The sequence below is a fragment of the Ruminococcus sp. B05 genome (assembly GCF_003628495.1).
Taxonomy (GTDB): domain Bacteria; phylum Bacillota; class Clostridia; order Lachnospirales; family Lachnospiraceae; genus Schaedlerella; species Schaedlerella hominis.
Window position 1 is genome coordinate 131025 of record NZ_RBZR01000005.1, and the last position, 16735, is coordinate 147759.

At 37.5% G+C, this 16735-nt stretch carries 13 protein-coding genes and 1 pseudogene; 2 read left to right on the plus strand and 12 right to left on the minus strand.

Annotation, left to right across the window (positions count from 1 at the left end; all coding sequences use genetic code 11):
- Positions 1–43: 43 nt before the first annotated feature.
- The gene (locus D8Q48_RS06030; protein WP_121055863.1) at positions 44–1624 is read right to left on the minus strand and encodes a glucose-6-phosphate isomerase; all 1581 of its coding nucleotides are present in this window, start codon (positions 1622–1624) and stop codon (positions 44–46) included.
- Between the two features lie 231 nt (positions 1625–1855).
- On the opposite strand from D8Q48_RS06030, the gene D8Q48_RS06035 reads away from it, so the two are divergent.
- Positions 1856–3253, plus strand: coding sequence for an MATE family efflux transporter (locus D8Q48_RS06035; RefSeq protein ID WP_121055865.1), 1398 nt, complete (start codon positions 1856–1858; stop codon positions 3251–3253).
- A 55-nt stretch (positions 3254–3308) separates the two neighbouring features.
- Here the strand turns inward: D8Q48_RS06035 and D8Q48_RS06040 are convergent, their stop codons facing one another.
- The 10 genes from D8Q48_RS06040 to D8Q48_RS06085 all read right to left on the minus strand — a co-directional run bounded on the left by D8Q48_RS06040 (position 3309) and on the right by D8Q48_RS06085 (position 14396).
- Positions 3309–5387, minus strand: coding sequence for a diguanylate cyclase (locus D8Q48_RS06040; RefSeq protein ID WP_121055867.1), 2079 nt, complete (start codon positions 5385–5387; stop codon positions 3309–3311).
- A 30-nt stretch (positions 5388–5417) separates the two neighbouring features.
- Entirely contained in the window at positions 5418–7646 is a 2229-nt protein-coding gene (locus D8Q48_RS06045; RefSeq protein WP_121055869.1) for an ATP-binding protein, read from the minus strand.
- Complete coding sequence (locus D8Q48_RS06050; protein ID WP_118688511.1) at positions 7630–8445, minus strand: ABC transporter substrate-binding protein; 816 nt, start codon at positions 8443–8445, stop codon at positions 7630–7632. Before D8Q48_RS06050 ends, D8Q48_RS06045 begins: the two co-directional genes overlap by 17 nt.
- A 240-nt stretch (positions 8446–8685) precedes the next feature.
- Positions 8686–9438: a TraX family protein gene (locus tag D8Q48_RS06055; RefSeq protein ID WP_117990174.1), complete on the minus strand. Its 753-nt coding sequence runs from the start codon at positions 9436–9438 to the stop codon at positions 8686–8688.
- Positions 9435–10307, minus strand: a complete 873-nt coding sequence (locus D8Q48_RS06060; protein ID WP_121055871.1) for a YitT family protein — start codon at positions 10305–10307, stop codon at positions 9435–9437. The genes D8Q48_RS06055 and D8Q48_RS06060 overlap by 4 nt, the downstream gene beginning before the upstream one ends.
- 14 nt (positions 10308–10321) lie before the next feature.
- Positions 10322–10477 carry a rubredoxin gene (locus D8Q48_RS06065; protein WP_022075017.1) on the minus strand — a complete coding sequence of 52 codons (156 nt, stop codon included), beginning with the start codon at positions 10475–10477 and terminating at the stop codon, positions 10322–10324.
- Positions 10478–10483: 6 nt separating this feature from the next.
- A complete protein-coding gene (locus tag D8Q48_RS06070; RefSeq protein ID WP_117990172.1) occupies positions 10484–11107 on the minus strand; it encodes a flavin reductase in 624 nt (207 codons plus the stop codon).
- Positions 11108–11207: 100 nt separating this feature from the next.
- Complete coding sequence (locus D8Q48_RS06075) at positions 11208–12272, minus strand: zinc-binding alcohol dehydrogenase family protein (protein WP_118688508.1); 1065 nt, start codon at positions 12270–12272, stop codon at positions 11208–11210.
- A 29-nt stretch (positions 12273–12301) separates the two neighbouring features.
- Positions 12302–13507, minus strand: coding sequence for a hypothetical protein (locus tag D8Q48_RS06080; RefSeq protein WP_117990170.1), 1206 nt, complete (start codon positions 13505–13507; stop codon positions 12302–12304).
- Between the two features lie 10 nt (positions 13508–13517).
- Entirely contained in the window at positions 13518–14396 is an 879-nt protein-coding gene (locus D8Q48_RS06085; protein WP_117990169.1) for an amidohydrolase family protein, read from the minus strand.
- 139 nt (positions 14397–14535) lie between these two features.
- Between D8Q48_RS06085 and D8Q48_RS06090 the strand changes: the two genes are divergently transcribed.
- Positions 14536–15396 carry an AraC family transcriptional regulator gene (locus D8Q48_RS06090; RefSeq protein ID WP_118725057.1) on the plus strand — a complete coding sequence of 287 codons (861 nt, stop codon included), beginning with the start codon at positions 14536–14538 and terminating at the stop codon, positions 15394–15396.
- Positions 15397–15438: 42 nt separating this feature from the next.
- Here the strand turns inward: D8Q48_RS06090 and D8Q48_RS06095 are convergent.
- Positions 15439–16734, minus strand: a pseudogene (locus tag D8Q48_RS06095) (dicarboxylate/amino acid:cation symporter).
- Position 16735 lies beyond the last annotated feature (1 nt).

Consider the following 16735-nt stretch of genomic DNA (forward strand, 5'->3'; position numbering starts at 1 on the left):
TTTTCCATGAATAAGAGCCACTACCTTTTTACCTATCGGATTCTTAAATATTTAACAGATCACTAAATACTTTCAATGCTCCGTCTGTCTCGTGTGCAAGTACGCGTTTTGCAAGAACTTTACCAAGCTGTACACCTTCCTGGTCAAAGCTGTTTACATTCCATACAAATCCCTGGAACATAATCTTGTTCTCAAAGTGTGCAAGCAATGCTCCAAGAGCCTGTGGTGTCAACTGATCACCAACGATAATGCTTGATGGACGTCCACCTTCAAAGTTTTTATTACGATTCTCATCTTCTTTACCACATGCAAATGCTACAATCTGTGCAGCTACGTTCGCACATAATTTCTGCTGGCTTGTGCTATCCTGGATAACAACATCTGTACCAATCTGGCTGTTCTTAAATCCAACAAACTGAAGCGGCACGATATCTGTTCCCTGATGCAGAAGCTGATAGAATGAATGCTGTCCGTTTGTTCCTGGCTCACCAAAAATAACCGGACCTGTTACATAATCTACCGGCTCACCAAAGCGGTTTACTGATTTACCATTAGATTCCATATCAAGCTGCTGTAAATGTGCCGGGAAACGGCTAAGTGCCTGTGAATATGGAAGAACTGCTGTGCTTGGATAACCAAGTACATTTCTCTCATATACACCGATCAATGCATCCAGCATCTCCGGATTCTGACGAATGTCTTTATTCATAGCAAGCTTGTCTTCTTCTGCTGCACCTTCCAGGAACTGTGCAAATACTTCCGGTCCAAATGCCAGTGATAATACAGCTCCTCCAACTGCTGATGTAGAAGAGAAACGACCTCCGATATAATCATCCATAAAGAATGCTGCAAGATAATCATCACTCTTAGCTAATGGGGATGTCTCACTTGTAACTGCGATCATATGTTTAGAAGCGTCTAATCCTGCATTCTTCAATGCATCTTTGACAAATGATTCATTTGTCAATGTCTCAAGTGTTGTACCTGATTTTGACACAAGTACGAAAATAGAATGTGCAACATCAATAGAATTCAGAACTGCTGCTGCATCATCCGGGTCTACATTACTGATGAATTTTGCTTCCATCTTAAATGTATTGTTCTTTTTAGCCCAGTTTTCAAGTGCAAGATACATCGCGCGAGGACCAAGGTCACTTCCGCCGATACCAATCTGAACAACTGTTGTAAATTTCTCTCCAGCTGCATTTGTAATCTCGCCTGCATGTACTTTATTTGCAAAGTCTGCAATCTTTTCCTGCTGTTCTACATAGAAAGCACGTTTATCTACTCCGTCTGCCTCTACTGCATCACCGAGCTGTCCGCGTGTCATGTGATGGAGAACAAGACGTTTTTCTCCTGTGTTAATTACTTCTCCGTTGTAAAGAGCTTCGAATTTTTCTGTCAGCTGTGCTTCTTCTGCCAATTTGCCAAGTGCTGCAAGTACCTCTTCGTCAACCTGTTTTGCTGCATAGTTGTATGCCAGTCCGGCTGCCATAGGTATATTGTAATTTTTTACTCTCTTTGCACCATTCTCTCCTGACATTACCTCTGCAAGTTTTACTTTATTTGTCTTTGCCAGTTCCTGATAAGAAGTAAGCTTATCTAAGTTGTTCCAAGTGATCATAATTAATCCTCCTATTTCTTACACCCTTTATTTTAACTCTCATCAATGTTTTGATTATACTCTTGTTTTGCTATAAATTCAAGATAATGCTAACATGCTTTCAAAATCTGTTTTACTAAAAATGTACCTCAAAATATACACAAAAAACCTTGTATGTTTTTTTTCACCATGCTATGATAATTAATTAGTGTTTTTATACAACTTCAAAAAAATAACCACAAGGAGGAAAACATGAGTCAAGAAATGAAAACTGCCCCTGCAGCAGAAAATAAAATGGGAACCATGCCGATTGGTAAACTTCTGTTTAACATGTCTTTACCTATGATGATTTCCATGCTCGTGCAGGCACTTTATAATATTGTAGACAGTATTTTTGTATCTAAATTATCTGAAAATGCACTTACTGCCGTTTCACTCGCCTTCCCTTTGCAGATGCTCTTAATCGCTGTTGCAACTGGTACCGGCGTCGGTATGAATGCATTGCTTTCCAAAGCACTTGGTGAGCGTCGCTCAGACGAAGTAAATCGAATTGCTTCCAATGCGGCATTTCTCTATTTTGTAAGTTACGTCGTAATTTGTATTCTCGGGTTTACTATTGTCAAACCTTTTTACATGAGTCAGATGGGACATGCCGATGTTGAGATTATGGAGATGGGAATCGACTACTTAAGTACTGTTATGATTTTTTCTTTCGGTTTACTTTCACAGATTTATTTTGAGCGTCTTCTGACTTCAACCGGAAAGACAATCTTCAGCATGACTTCACAGTTATGTGGAGCGATTACAAATATCATTCTTGATCCGATCTTAATTTTCGGATTATGCGGACTCCCTAAGATGGGTGTGACCGGTGCTGCTGTCGCAACCGTGATCGGACAATGCGTTGCCGCAGTCGTTGCATTTACGTGCAATCACAAATACAACCACGAGGTAAAACTTATCTTCCGCGGTTTTCGTCCAAGCGGAAGAATTATCGGAACAATTTATGCGATTGGCATTCCTTCTATCATCATGCAGTCCATTGGTTCTGTTATGACATACTCCATGAACCGTATTTTGATTGAATTTTCTTCAACTGCCACTGCTGTTTTTGGTGTGTACTTCAAACTGCAAAGCTTCTTCTTTATGCCTGTATTTGGTTTGAACAATGGTATTACTCCAATCATTGCATTCAACTATGGTGCACAAAATAGAAAACGTATGATTAAAACAATTAAATTAAGTATGATTACTGCATTCTGCCTGACATTTGTCGGATTTCTTTGTTTTGAGTTTATTCCTCAGACATTACTTGGAATGTTTAGTGCATCAGCAGATATGCTCAAAATTGGTGTCCCTGCACTTCGGATTATCGGTATCCACTATCTGATCGCATGGTTCTGTATCATCTGCGGTACCGTTTTCCAGGCTCTTGGAAAAGCAGTATTCAGCATGATCGTATCCATTATGCGTCAACTTATTATTTTGGTTCCTGCAGCCTACATTTTATCTAAGCTTGGAGGACTTCACGCAGTATGGTGGTCTTTCCCGATTGCAGAAATTGTATCCCTTATGGTTTCGTTATTGTTTCTTTTCCGAATTTATCGTACTATTATTTCAACGATTCCGGACGGAAGTGATATTTTATAAAAAAAGAAACGCACTTGTAAGACATTCAAAACTTACAAGTGCATTTTTTATTTTATTATTTATCTGCCAGATGCTGCGTATAATTTTTCAATTCATCTTGAATCTCCGTCAAACATTCAATAAGCACTGGGTTAAACGCTCCACATTCTCCGTTCTGAATCATCTGAATAGCTGTTTCATGTGAAAATGCTTTTTTATAGCATCTCTCACTGGTTAAGGCATCATACACATCTGCCATCGAAACAATCTGGGCACTGATTGGAATCTCATCCCCCTTCAAACCATCCGGATACCCCTGACCATTCCATCGTTCATGGTGCCATCTTGTAATTTCATATGCTGTATGTATTAAAGGCTCAGATTTATAATTATCCAGTTTATCTAATATCTCTGCCCCTTGCATGCTGTGTGTCTTCATAATTGCAAATTCTTCCTCTGTCAGTTTTCCCGGTTTATTGAGAATTCTTTCATCAATCGCAATTTTTCCAATATCATGAAGTGCCGATGCAAGAGGGATATTTTCTTTCTCTTCAGGACTGATATTATATTTACTCGTCATCTTAAGTAAATGCTCCAGCAGCATTTCTGTGATCATACTGATATGACGGACATGATCTCCGCTTTCTCCGTTACGGAATTCAACAATCTGACTTAAAACACCTACTAACACAGACGTATTGTGTTCACGTTTCTGTATCTGTTCTGAAACCATTTGTACTAATCTTCGTTGTTTCGAATAAAGTTTTATCGTGTTCATTACGCGTCGATAAACAATCCTTGCATCAAATGGTCGATTAACATAGTCTGATGCTCCCAGGTCATACGATCTTCGAATGGCCTCTTCTGAATCATCACTGGAAATCATAATAACAGGAACATCCTCTATCATTTGATTTTCATTCATCGCACGTAAAACTTCAAATCCATCCAACACCGGCATATTTATGTCCAGCAGTACTAACGCGATATCCCCTTTGTTTTCATAAAGTATGTTCAAACACTCCTGTCCATCTTTCGCCTCCAATATCCGATAATCATCTTCCAAAATTGCAGCCAGCAACTCGCGATTCATCATCGAATCATCTACGATTAAGATTTGTTGTTTCATATTTTCCTGTACAGATGCATGTAAATAATGCTTTTCACCATCCTGATATACAACAACTTCATCCTTTTTATTCTTTGCCTGATACATCAACTGATCAACATAACACACAACATCTTTTATCGCGTCTTTCTTGGTTTTTATCGTTCCGCCTATACTCAAAGACAGATGTAAATATGAATATCCCGGAATTACTACATTCCGTACTTTATCCCGAATCTGATTTAATTTATTTTTCAAATCTTCTTCCCTGATATCTGAAAGAATCAGTAAAAATTCATCTCCACCATATCGGATCAATATATCCTCCTCCCCGATACAAGATAAAATCACCTCTGCTGCAGTCTTGAGTGCAACATCACCAACATGATGTCCATATGTATCATTACTGACCTTAAAATCGTCCAGATCCATTAAGGCAATTCCGGCATCCTCAACAGAGTTTTTTACAACTTCCTCATAATATCGTCGATTAAATACTCCGGTCAATGCATCTCGATATATTTTATTATTGTAATTTTTTTCTCTTTTTAACAGTCTTTCCAGTTCTTTGTTTTTCTGTTCCAGCTCTTTTTTATATTGTTCCAGATGGTATTGTTCTGTCCGGTCTAACACATAATTAACCGCCAGAACATCTTCTGTTTCTTCATCCTCAAATATTGCCATATGATGTTCCGCAAACATCGATTCATACTTTACTGTTCTCGTCCAGTAATTAAACGTAATGTGCTGTTCACCCTTATAAAAACGTTCTAAAAGTTTCTCTCGGTTCAAAATTTCTAAGAATTCTTTTCTTTCCTCTTTCGGAATCGTTAAAGCCCACATCTTGACCAATTCTGAAAAACTGGAATTTTCCGGCATTCCCAATTGCTCATTTAAATCATAGTCTACTCCATCTACAACCTGATGCATAACCCCCGGCACCAAATCTTTCGTGAGATTTATACTACAATATCCGTCTGCAATTGCAAAAACCGCCTGCTCTAAAAATTGATTATTTAAATTAATTCTTTTCTTGGTTTTGTCCATCTTTGCCACAACTTCCTTGTCTAAGACTATTTATATTTCATTCTCATCACTTCTAACGTGCATTTCATTTTCTGCTTTATTCCCTCTGCTTTTCTTAGTGATAACCTTGAAAACAGTCTCAACCAGCACTTCCCTGTTCAATGGTTTTGCTATATGTGCATCCATTCCTGCTTCTTTTGCTTTCATCTTATCATCTGTAAATGCATTGGCTGTCATTGCTATGATTGGTATTGTCTTTGCATCTGCTCTGCCCATTTTTCGAATTGTTTCTGAAGCAGTTAATCCGTCCATAACCGGCATCATTACATCCATAAGAATTGCATCATATGTCCCAACGGAAGAATTTTCAAAGTAATCCACCGCTTCTTTTCCATTTTTCGCCTTTGTAACCACAGCACCTTCATTTGTCACAATGAACTCCGCAATTTCCATATTCAGCTCATTATCTTCTACAAGCAAAATATGCAATCCATGAAGAGAGATCACAGGTCTTTCTTCTTTTTCCATTCTATCAATCTCTACATCAATCTTAAATGGAATCCGAATTACAAATGTAGTTCCTACTCCTTCTTCACTTTCAAAACGAATCGTTCCTCCCATTTTTTCCACAAGATTTTTCGTGATAGGCATTCCAAGTCCTGTTCCATTATATTTAGAACGACTTCCTGCGTTCTCTTGTGCAAACGGTTCAAAAATTATTTTCTGAAATTTCTTGCTCATACCCATGCCGGTATCGCGACAAATAAATTCCATCATCGTCATACCTTCCTGATTATAAGGAACTTCTCTGCATTGAATATATATACTTCCATTATCCTTATTGTATTTCACCGCATTGCTTAGAATATTCATTAAAATCCGTTTTACATGTGCCGGACTTCCCAGCAGATTCCAATGAGTTATTTCCTGTTTTTCCCAAATCAGCTTAATATTTCTCTCATCTGCCAGTAACTCGATTACAGTCAATACCTCTTCTGAAATATTATACAAATCAAACGGACTCTCTTCCAAAATAACTTCACCGGATTCCAGCTTACTCATATCCAGAACTTCATTTACCAGCTCTAATAACAAATGCGAAGCCTCTTTGATTTTTTCGCGACATTCTGTCTGTTTATCCAAACTCTCCGCATAATGATCTGCCACATCGAGCATACCACAGATTCCATTGAGCGGAGTGCGGATATCATGGCTCATTCGCTGGAGGAACTCGGTTTTTGCTCTGTTAGCAGCTTCCGCTCTTTTTGCTGCCTTAAGAAGCTCTTCTTTATACTTCTCTTCTTTTTCTATTTCTTGTTTTTCTCGCTCTGCACTTGCTTTCTGTATCCTCACCCATGAAACACTAAGCAAAAGCAAATATAAAAACGTCACAAAAATTATATTTAACGGAAGATTCTGAAATATTTTTTTATCTGGAATATATGCATAAATATAATAATCTCTTTGTTTTAGCATAATTCCATAACATCCGGTTCCTTCATTTTTCAAATGAAAAATATGATGACTATCCGTATGCTGTTTCATTGTCTGGACAACCTCATTTTCAGCTGTAGACTGTCCTAACAGATTTTCGTCATTGCTGGCAATAATCATCCCGCTATCTGCAACAACAATTGTTCCGTCCTTTTCCGTACTGTAACCATTTAAAAGGCTCTGCATTGTCAATGTATAATTTCGCATATATTCTGACGGAGTATAATAATATATAGCAACCACTCCCGGAGCGTCTTTTCTGGCACAGGCTGCAAGATCAATACAACTGCCATCATCAAGATTGATTCTCTCAGAATACGAACGTTCTTCATATTCTATAAAATCCATAATGACATCTTTTTGTAAATAACGAACTGCTTTTTCCGTATATTTTTCGTTTGCACTATATTCACAAACTACTCTTCCATCTGCATTAAGTACAAGAATTCCATCCACCCACAGTGTCTGCAAATTTTCTTTTAATAATTCCTGACTTAACTGCCCGCCATTTTCTATCTCGATATCGATGTTCGTGCTCATCTGACGAGCACTCTCAATCGTTCTGAGAAGACTTTTGGATTCTGTAGCCTCATTGTAATGTGTATAAGTAGAACACTGAACCTTGACATAATTTACGATTTCAATCAGTCTGGCCTCTGCATCTGTTTTTTCTTTATGAAAAAAATACAATCCAGAAACTATCACTACACAGACACCTATCAAAGCCCCAAACATCCAGAAGCGCTTTTTCATTTCTTTTGGGTTTCTTTTAATATTCAAAACCATCCACCTCCAGATATTTTTCCGGGTCATCCAGATATTTTCCGATTATTTTCAACGATGTCCCATCCTGACGCATTTCTTCTAATATCTGATCCAGCTCTTCACAAATGCCTCTGTCATCATTTTTAGCAAATGCAACACCTATTCCAACTGTCATCAACGGTTCTTCTAAAATACGAAAGTTTGTATCATAATCTTTCATATACTGTACAATAGACTCTTCATGTGCTGCTACTGCATCTACATAACCTTTTCCAAGAAAAGAGTAGATTAGTTCTCTATGGCCAAGACTGATCAAATTAGCAATCTTCGGAATTCTCTCATCCGTTCGTTTCAAAAAGATACCTTCTGGCTTAGTCGTTGACTGAACTGCAACATTTTTTCCTTCCAAATCTTTCAGTTCATAAATGTCACTGTTTTCATTCACCGCAACCACCTGACGACTTGATATATATGGTCCTGCCCAGCGGTACTCATCCAGTCTTCCTTCCATGGAAAAGCATCCCATAATACAGTCAATTTCGCCACTTTCCACCAGTTCCTTTTTCTTCTCCCAGTTAATCTGTACAACATCTACCTTATAGCCCATTCTTTCAAATGCTTCCGTTGCCAAATCTACATCAATTCCTGTCGGAATTCCATCTTCATTCAGATAATTATATGGGGGATAGCTATCACTTCCAAGTGTAATTGTAGGCTTATTTTTTTCTTTTTTTTGATGCACTGATTCACTGCATCCTGTCAAAGATGTAATTAATATACCCACAAGCAGCATCCCTGCAATAATTCTTCTTCCTTTCATGTTGTTCCCACCTTGCTGTTTTTTATTCCTTCAGTTTCATTCAAATTAACTCTTCAAACCCAAAAGATGCATTGTCCTTCCAGACAATGCATCTTACACATTACAATTAACTATTATTCTATAGACATGTAACATTTCGTCTTAGACTTTCAACTGACTCAATTATTTTTTTAATAATTATACAGTTTCTGTATGAAAAAGTCCATTCCTTTTTTTATCTTCTTATTGTTCTTCTTATTGTTAATTTACACACTCCAATATCAACACAAGCACTAACATATGCACCGGATAAAACGCATAACAACTATACTGGAATAACTTGCTGTGATATCCCTGACGTCCACGATATAGCCAGATAGGAATCAAAGCCAGCAGTGCTAATCCTTGCTGGCAAAATTCAAATTTCACACCAAACAATTGGACCGGATACATCAAGCCTCCTAGTAATTCTATATTTATCCAATAAAGTGTAAGAAATTGCCCTAACAGACACCACCATTTTCGTCCTCTAAAAAAATAGAAAAGAAACACTGTCAAAACCCCAGCACCATAGTAATCTACCATGCATATTGTTCCCAGCATCATTCCCACTACAACAACAATAATTGCTATCGGTAAATACACCCATTTCTTTTGCATTTTCCGTGTTTTCTCCATCAAATAGATTCCAAGCAGTCCTATAAGGAACGTCCATATAACATTTTGATGGACCGGATAAAACCATGTACCTCCATACATCAAATCGAAGGGAACTTCTGAAAGTACTGCAAATAATAAGAGTCGAAAAATATATTTTTTCAAATTATGTGTATAAAAATACCCTTCCACTGTCATAAAAGCAAAAATGGGAAATGCTACTCTTCCTGCACAAGTCATCCAATCTTGCGCTGGAAAAAGTGTCGCCCATAGATGATCCATTAACATAAGTGCCATTGCAATAATATGTAATACCGCTGCACTGATATCTATCTGACTAAATTTGAATGATTTCATTTTGCTGAAGCTCCTATTGTTTTAGGCTGATAACGCATGTCTGCTACTGTATAAACTGTAATAAATGCCTTCGGATCAAGCTTATTGATATAGCTCATCAATTTTTGATACTCATTCTTATCTACGATGGTGATAATTTCATGCCGCTTTTCCTTATTGTAAGCACCAAAAGCCTCATATATCGTTGCCCCGCTATGCAGATCATGGATAATAAACTTTCGAAGTTCTTCTTCATACTGAGTAATAATACAAACTCGCCTCTTCAGATTTTGACCAAAGATAAAATGATCCACTACCATGCCATTAAAATATGTGCCAAGAACGCTCAAAACAACCGTCTTCTTATCGTACACAAGTGCCGCTGACAATGCCACACACATCCCGGCTAATGACATAGCTTTTCCCATCTCTATATGCAAATATTTATTCATGATCTTTGCTACAATATCAAGACCTCCGGAAGATGCATTCATATTAAAAAGAATACTCAGACCTATGCTGACTACTAAAACATAACAAAGCACATCCAATTCCTGACTATCTGTCAAAGAGCCGATATCCGGAAGAATACGTTCAAATATCCATAAAAAAAATGGCAATGCAACACTGGTATAAACTGTCTTTGTCCCAAATTCTTTACCACATGTAATAAATCCAATCAACAGAAGTACTACATTCATAACCATTGTAATCACAGAGAGTGGCAATGGTATAAAATTTGTAAGGATGATTCCCAGACCTGAAATACTACTAACCGAAGTGTGGCTGGGAACCAAAAAGAAATATACCGCCGCAGCAATAATAAATACTGCTACAGTCAACGTAACTATCTCCCTTACAAGGTTTTTATAATCAATTTGTTTTTCCATTCTACTAAAAATTCTTATTCTTCTGAGAATTGATCCTTTCCGGCCATGCATAACGGACATTCAAAATCTTCCGGCACATCTTCCCATTTTGTTCCTGGTTCAATACCGCCTTCTGGATATCCCTGCTCCTCATCATATTCCCATCCACATAAATCACATACATACTTCATAATTCATTATCTCCTTTCATATATTGGCTCGAAATCACTGATATCGTGTCCACAAAGAGGACATGTATAATCCGGTGGAAGCTCACTTCCTTCATAGACATAATTACAAATCTTACATCTCCAGCCAACAATCTTCTTATCCTGAGGTATCTCTTTCTTCTTTGGTTTTACGCGATTCTGATAATCAGCGTAAGTAAGTGGTTCGTTCTCATTCAACAACTTCGCATCTGTCACTTCTGCAATAAACAATGTGTGTGTGCCAAGATCCTGCTGTTCTAAAACCTTCCCACTAATAACAGCACATGTCTGATATCCCAAATATGGTATATCGTTATGATCAAGCGGCAACGAAAGATCTTTCATCTTATCCACATCTCTTCCTGACTGAAAACCAAAATGCTTAATTGTCTCAAAAGAACAATTCACATCCAGCAGACTCAATGCAAATATACCACTCTCTTTAATTAAATCACAAGTATAATTACTATTCAAAACGGATATTGCAATTCGAATTGGATTGTTCGCTACTTGCATACAAGTGTTTGTAATACAGCCATTCACTTTCTCACCAGAACGAGTAGACAACATAAATACTCCATACGACAGATTATAAAGTGCCTTTTTTTCCATTTGACATACCTCCTTTGTTCATTATAGTAATAATTACTATTATTATCAACTTTAATATAACTCACTTTTATAGTATTGTCAACTGCGAATTTTTTTACTCCTATGAAGGATCAGAAAAGTGAATTAATACTTTCAGTTTACTGCCACCATATTTACTAAACTCTTCAAACGCTCTGTCTGCTTCATCCAATTCATATTCTGATTTCTTCTTCACATCTGTCGAATCCGGATTCATTACAATCTTTTCCAAATCAATTTCTCCACTGTTTACTAAATCAATCAGTTCTGTAAAATCTGCTTTCAACGCATTTCTTGATCCGAATATATTTAACTCCTTTTTCTGGATTAATGTAAAATTGAAATCCAGATTTTTCTTGCCTACTCCAATCAGAACTATACGTCCGCCATAGGCTGCCGCATCAATACAATTCTGGAATGTAGACGGAAGTCCGACAGCTTCAATACAAACATCAAATCCATGATGCTCCCCTGTAATTTCATTTACACGGTTCATAAACGCTTCCTCGCTGTCATTCTTTATCATACCGGCAAGTCCAAATGTTTCATATGCATATTGAAGTTTCTCTTCGGCAACATCTACAATGTATACTTCTCCACCTTTTGCTTTTGCGGCAATTGCAGCAAGAACACCGATTGTTCCTGCACCGATGACAAGCACTTTATCGCCTTTTTTAACATCTGCTCTTGATACCCCATGATAACTGATACAAAATGGTTCAATCAGTGCAAGCTGTTTTGGATTCAATCCTTTTCCATCATAAATCCGCTCAATCGGCATTGTGATATACTCGGAAAATGCTCCGTCTCTCTGTGCCCCCATTGTTTCATTTGATTCACAGCAATTTACCAGTCCTCTCTCACAAGAGTAACATTTTTGGCAATTGAAATATGGATTGCAGGTTACGATCATTCCCGGCTTTAATCCTCTGTCATTTTCACCGATTTCTACAATCTGCGCAGAAAACTCGTGTCCCGGTATTCTCGGATAGCTTGCATATGCAAAAGTTCCGCGATATGTACCCAGATCACTTCCACAAATCCCACCATATAATAATTTTAATAATGCCTCTCCCTCTTTTACTTTTGGCATTTCATTTTCTGTAACTGCAACCTTTCCCGGTTCAGAAATTATAATTGTTCTCATGTTTTTTTCCTCTCAATACATTCTTTTATTTAACGTTCTCTATCAACATATTTTTCATTCCATATAACTGCGGTTTTCATTGGTGCACCTTTTGCATAAATTTTATTTTCATATGCATCAATCGGATCCTCTGTAAATTCATCTTTGTCTATCAATTCAACGATTTCATCATAGCAGCTGTTTTGAAGTATCTGAATAGCCTCCTCCATATGATCCTGACGGAAATTTATGGAGCCGAATATCACCTGATTTTTAAATCCAAACGGCATTGTATCGACTGTAATTTCCGGTCCTAATGAGAAAGAATTATAAATCCCATTACAGCCTAGTACGCCGTATTGGAATGCAATTTCATGTTCAATCGCTGCTCCGCTGGAACCGATAAATACAGTTGCGGTACCACCCAATTTTTCTTTAATTGCATCTGCAAGTTCTTCTTTTGTATCAAATGCACTTCTGACATAAGATGCCCCTGCCTGTTTTAGCGCAAATGCGACTTTTGGACTGTTTTCTTCACTTCTTGCCACGAAAACAATCTTCGCCTCCGGATATTTCTGACGAATCAAATCTCCGATAAACATACCTGTTGTTCCAAGCCCGAAAATACATACTCTGTCAAAGGTTTCCTTCTTCGCAATTTTTCTTGCCTCTTCTTCGCTGCATTTATATTGAGCCATTTTCACTCTGAAATTCTGAGCCTCTCCTATATCTTCCATTCGTTCTCTCTGGAAAATCATACAGGCATATGGGTCACTGAATACCAGCTTCTTACATAGATTAAGAGAGATTTTTCCATCCTTCACATAACCATCCGGAATTTTCAATAGCATGTCGGGATTGTAATAATTTTTATCTGAAAACAAACCATCAGCCTGATCACATCCATATTCAAAATACGTTTCTTCTTCTGTATATCTGGTTGGATCATAGCTATTTCCGCCACGGATCAACACGATTGCAAAACGCTCTTGTGACGGTACCCATACAACGCCCTCATGACCATTGATCAATCTGTTACAGCCTTCCGGAAATTTAGGTTTTAATTTTCCTTCTCGCCCCATATTCATCAATGTGTAATCTGTTCCGCAAAATCCAACCAGAACACTCTCTGCAATCACACCTTCTTTTTCTTCCTCTCCTCTTAATCGTCTTCTTGGGATATTATTAATTTCAACATCTCCATATACCAATGGATTCTCTTCGCTATTCTGAAAATATGTTCCTTTTACAATCATCTTATTTCTCCTACTCAACCATGTTAATTATTTTTTCCGGAACTTCTAATTCTGGAAAACCATAAAATCCTTTTGCATTTTCTCCTAAGATTTTTTTCTTTTCTTCATCCGATAAAGCAGTCGATTTTTCTATAAAATCTTTACTCATCCCATAAGTTATAGCAGTCATTGTACGCGGGTAATCACTTCCCCACATCAATTTTTCAACTCCGCAAATTTCTATCGCCTTGCGTATCGCCTTGACAGCAGATGGATATGGATAAAATTCTTTGTGAAATAGCCATGTAATTCCGCCACTTTCAATATAAACATTTTTATGCTTTGCCAATGCAATCTGCTTCTCCCAGCCTTCTACCGTAACCATTCCAAAATGTCCGATAGCAATCCGCAGATTCGGATGCATCTCAATCAATTTTTCCATATCACCTACTTGAAGCTCTCCATCCGCCATATCGATTGAAATAAATTTATTCAGCTTGTCTGCTTTTTCAAAAATATCTTTATGATGTAACAAGTTTTGATCTTTTAATCTGCCTGCACAAATTTTAATTCCATCAAACTGTTCTATCCATTTATCGTCTATTTCTTTTTCTTCATACAGACAACAAATTTTTATTCTTTCCGGATATTTCTTTCTACATTCTAATAAATATGCATCCTGATTACCATCGATATACTCTTGCGTCACCACGCATCCACTGACTCTCGCATAATCCATATTTGCAATCAGCATTTCTACTGTATTACTTCCATCCAGCATATAGGGTGGCATCATTTGACGTATCGCTCCGCCAAAATCACTTTTTCCTCCGCTTAATGCAAAGACTGGTTTTCCATTTACACATCCCGATTGTTTTTTCCAAAGATGTAAATGTGCATCAATAATCATCGTCATCCTCCTTTTTGTTTTTTTCTATCTTGTTCTTGATTTCATTATAAAATCTATAGTACGATAATAATATTGGAACAGCAGACAAAACAGACTTATTCATGTCCGATTAGCGTACTTTTAAAAAGGGGGCTACAATATGAAAAATGATAACTTATATATTACATTTTCGATAGGTGATTATCAGATCAATATATTGAAATTTACATATGAATGCCAGACGTGGAATACACCTTCACATGCCCATAGCTCGAACAGTTATGAGATTCATTATATTCCAAAAGGTAAGGGAACATTGATCAGCAATCAATGCTCCTATGAATTATATCCAAATATACTCTATACAACCGGTCCTCATATCGAGCATCAACAATATTCCGACTCAGATGATCCGACATATGAGTATTGTATTTATTTAAGAATTGAAAAAGCACACGACACAAAAAAGAACTCTTCCGAAAACGCTATTATAGAACCATTTTTACATTATCCGTTCTGGTACGGAAAGGACTGTGCTAAGTTGCAAGCTACCCTCGAAGCAATTTATCAGGAGTTTTCTGCTCCCGGCTCCGCCGCCACTATCATGTTGCGTGCTCTTTTTATGCAGTTCCTGGTTAAAATACTGCGAAACTACGAACCGGCTTCAAATGCTGCTATCACATATATTCCGATTCCTTTGGTGAAAGCTTATATCCTCATTGAAGATAGCTTTTTACTAGAATACGATACGATTACATTAAATGAATTATCACGCCGTTTAGGATTAAGCACCAGACAGACCAGTCGGATTCTCTTTAATCGATATGGACAAAACTTTCTCCAAAAAAGGACAGAAGCCAGAATGGCTGCAGCTGTTACATTTTTAAAGGAAGGTAAGCTTTCAATTTCTGAAATATCCGACCGGTTGGGCTATTCTTATCCGAACCATTTTCATACCGCTTTTAAAAATTATTATAAAATGACAGTTTCTGAGTATAAACAAAACATTTTACAAATTTAAACAGGGAGATGATTCGAATGCTCCGAATCATCTCCCTATTATTTATTCTGTCTCATAAAATACTTTTTTATCTAACGCTTTATTCTGATGTGCAACAATTGTTGTACATACTGCATCACCAGTGATATTAACAGCTGTTCTTGTCATATCCAGAATACGGTCGATACCCATGATCAGACCAATTGCCTCTACCGGAAGTCCGACAGAATTAAATACCATTGTCAGTGTAACCAGACCAACGCTTGGTACTCCGGCTGTTCCGACAGATGCAAGTGTTGCTGTTCCGATTACTGTAATATAATCTGCCATGCTCAAATGGATTCCAAATGCCTGTGCCGCAAACACAACTGCAACTCCCTACATGATGGATGTACCGTCCATATTGATGGTTGCTCCAAGTGGAATCGTAAATGAAGAAATCTTCTTAGAAACTCCGACCTTCTTAGAAAGTGTATCGATAGAAAGTGGAATGGTTGCATTTGATGTCGCTGTAGAGAATGCAAATGCCATAACCGGGAAGAATTTCTTGATAAAACGGATTGGGTTCAATCCTGTAAAAATCTTCAAAAGGATCTGATATACTCCAAGGCACTGAATTGCAAGTGCTAAAAGTACTGCGAGCATATATTTTGCAAGTGGAATAAATGCACTAAATCCAATATTTGCAAATGTTCTGCTAATCAGACAGAATACACCGATTGGTGCCAGACTCATGATCATCATTGTCATTTCCATCATGATATCATTAAACTGACTGAAGAAGTTTGCAACTGTCTCTGCACGTTCTCCCATTTTTGCAAGAATAACACCAATGATCAGCGCAAAAACGATAACCTGAAGCATTGTTCCGCTTGCCAGTGAATTGATCGGATTATCCGGAATAATATTTAAAATTGTATCCGTCAGTGAAGTTGCTTCCATTGTCTCGACAGTCGAAGCGCTTGTCTGGATTGCACTCATGTCAAGCCCGATACCAGGATTAATCAAATTACCAATTGACAATGCTACTGTTACAGCAAGTGCTGTTGTAGCAAGATAAAAAATCAAAGTTCTGACACCGACTGTTCCAAGCTTCTTTGTGTCTCCGATGGCCATACTTCCACACACAAGAGAACAAAATACAAGTGGTACAACAAGCATTTTCATCAGACGGATAAATCCCTGCCCGACTACATAAAGCACACCTTCTACAATAATATCATGTTTAATCTTGCTGTCAGGAATCAGATAACAAAGTACAATTCCAAAAACAGCACCTAAAAGCAAAGCTATGAAGATCTTCGTCGTCAGTCCGATCTTTTTCTCTTTCTTTTTTTCTTTCACATTCTTGTTTTTCATC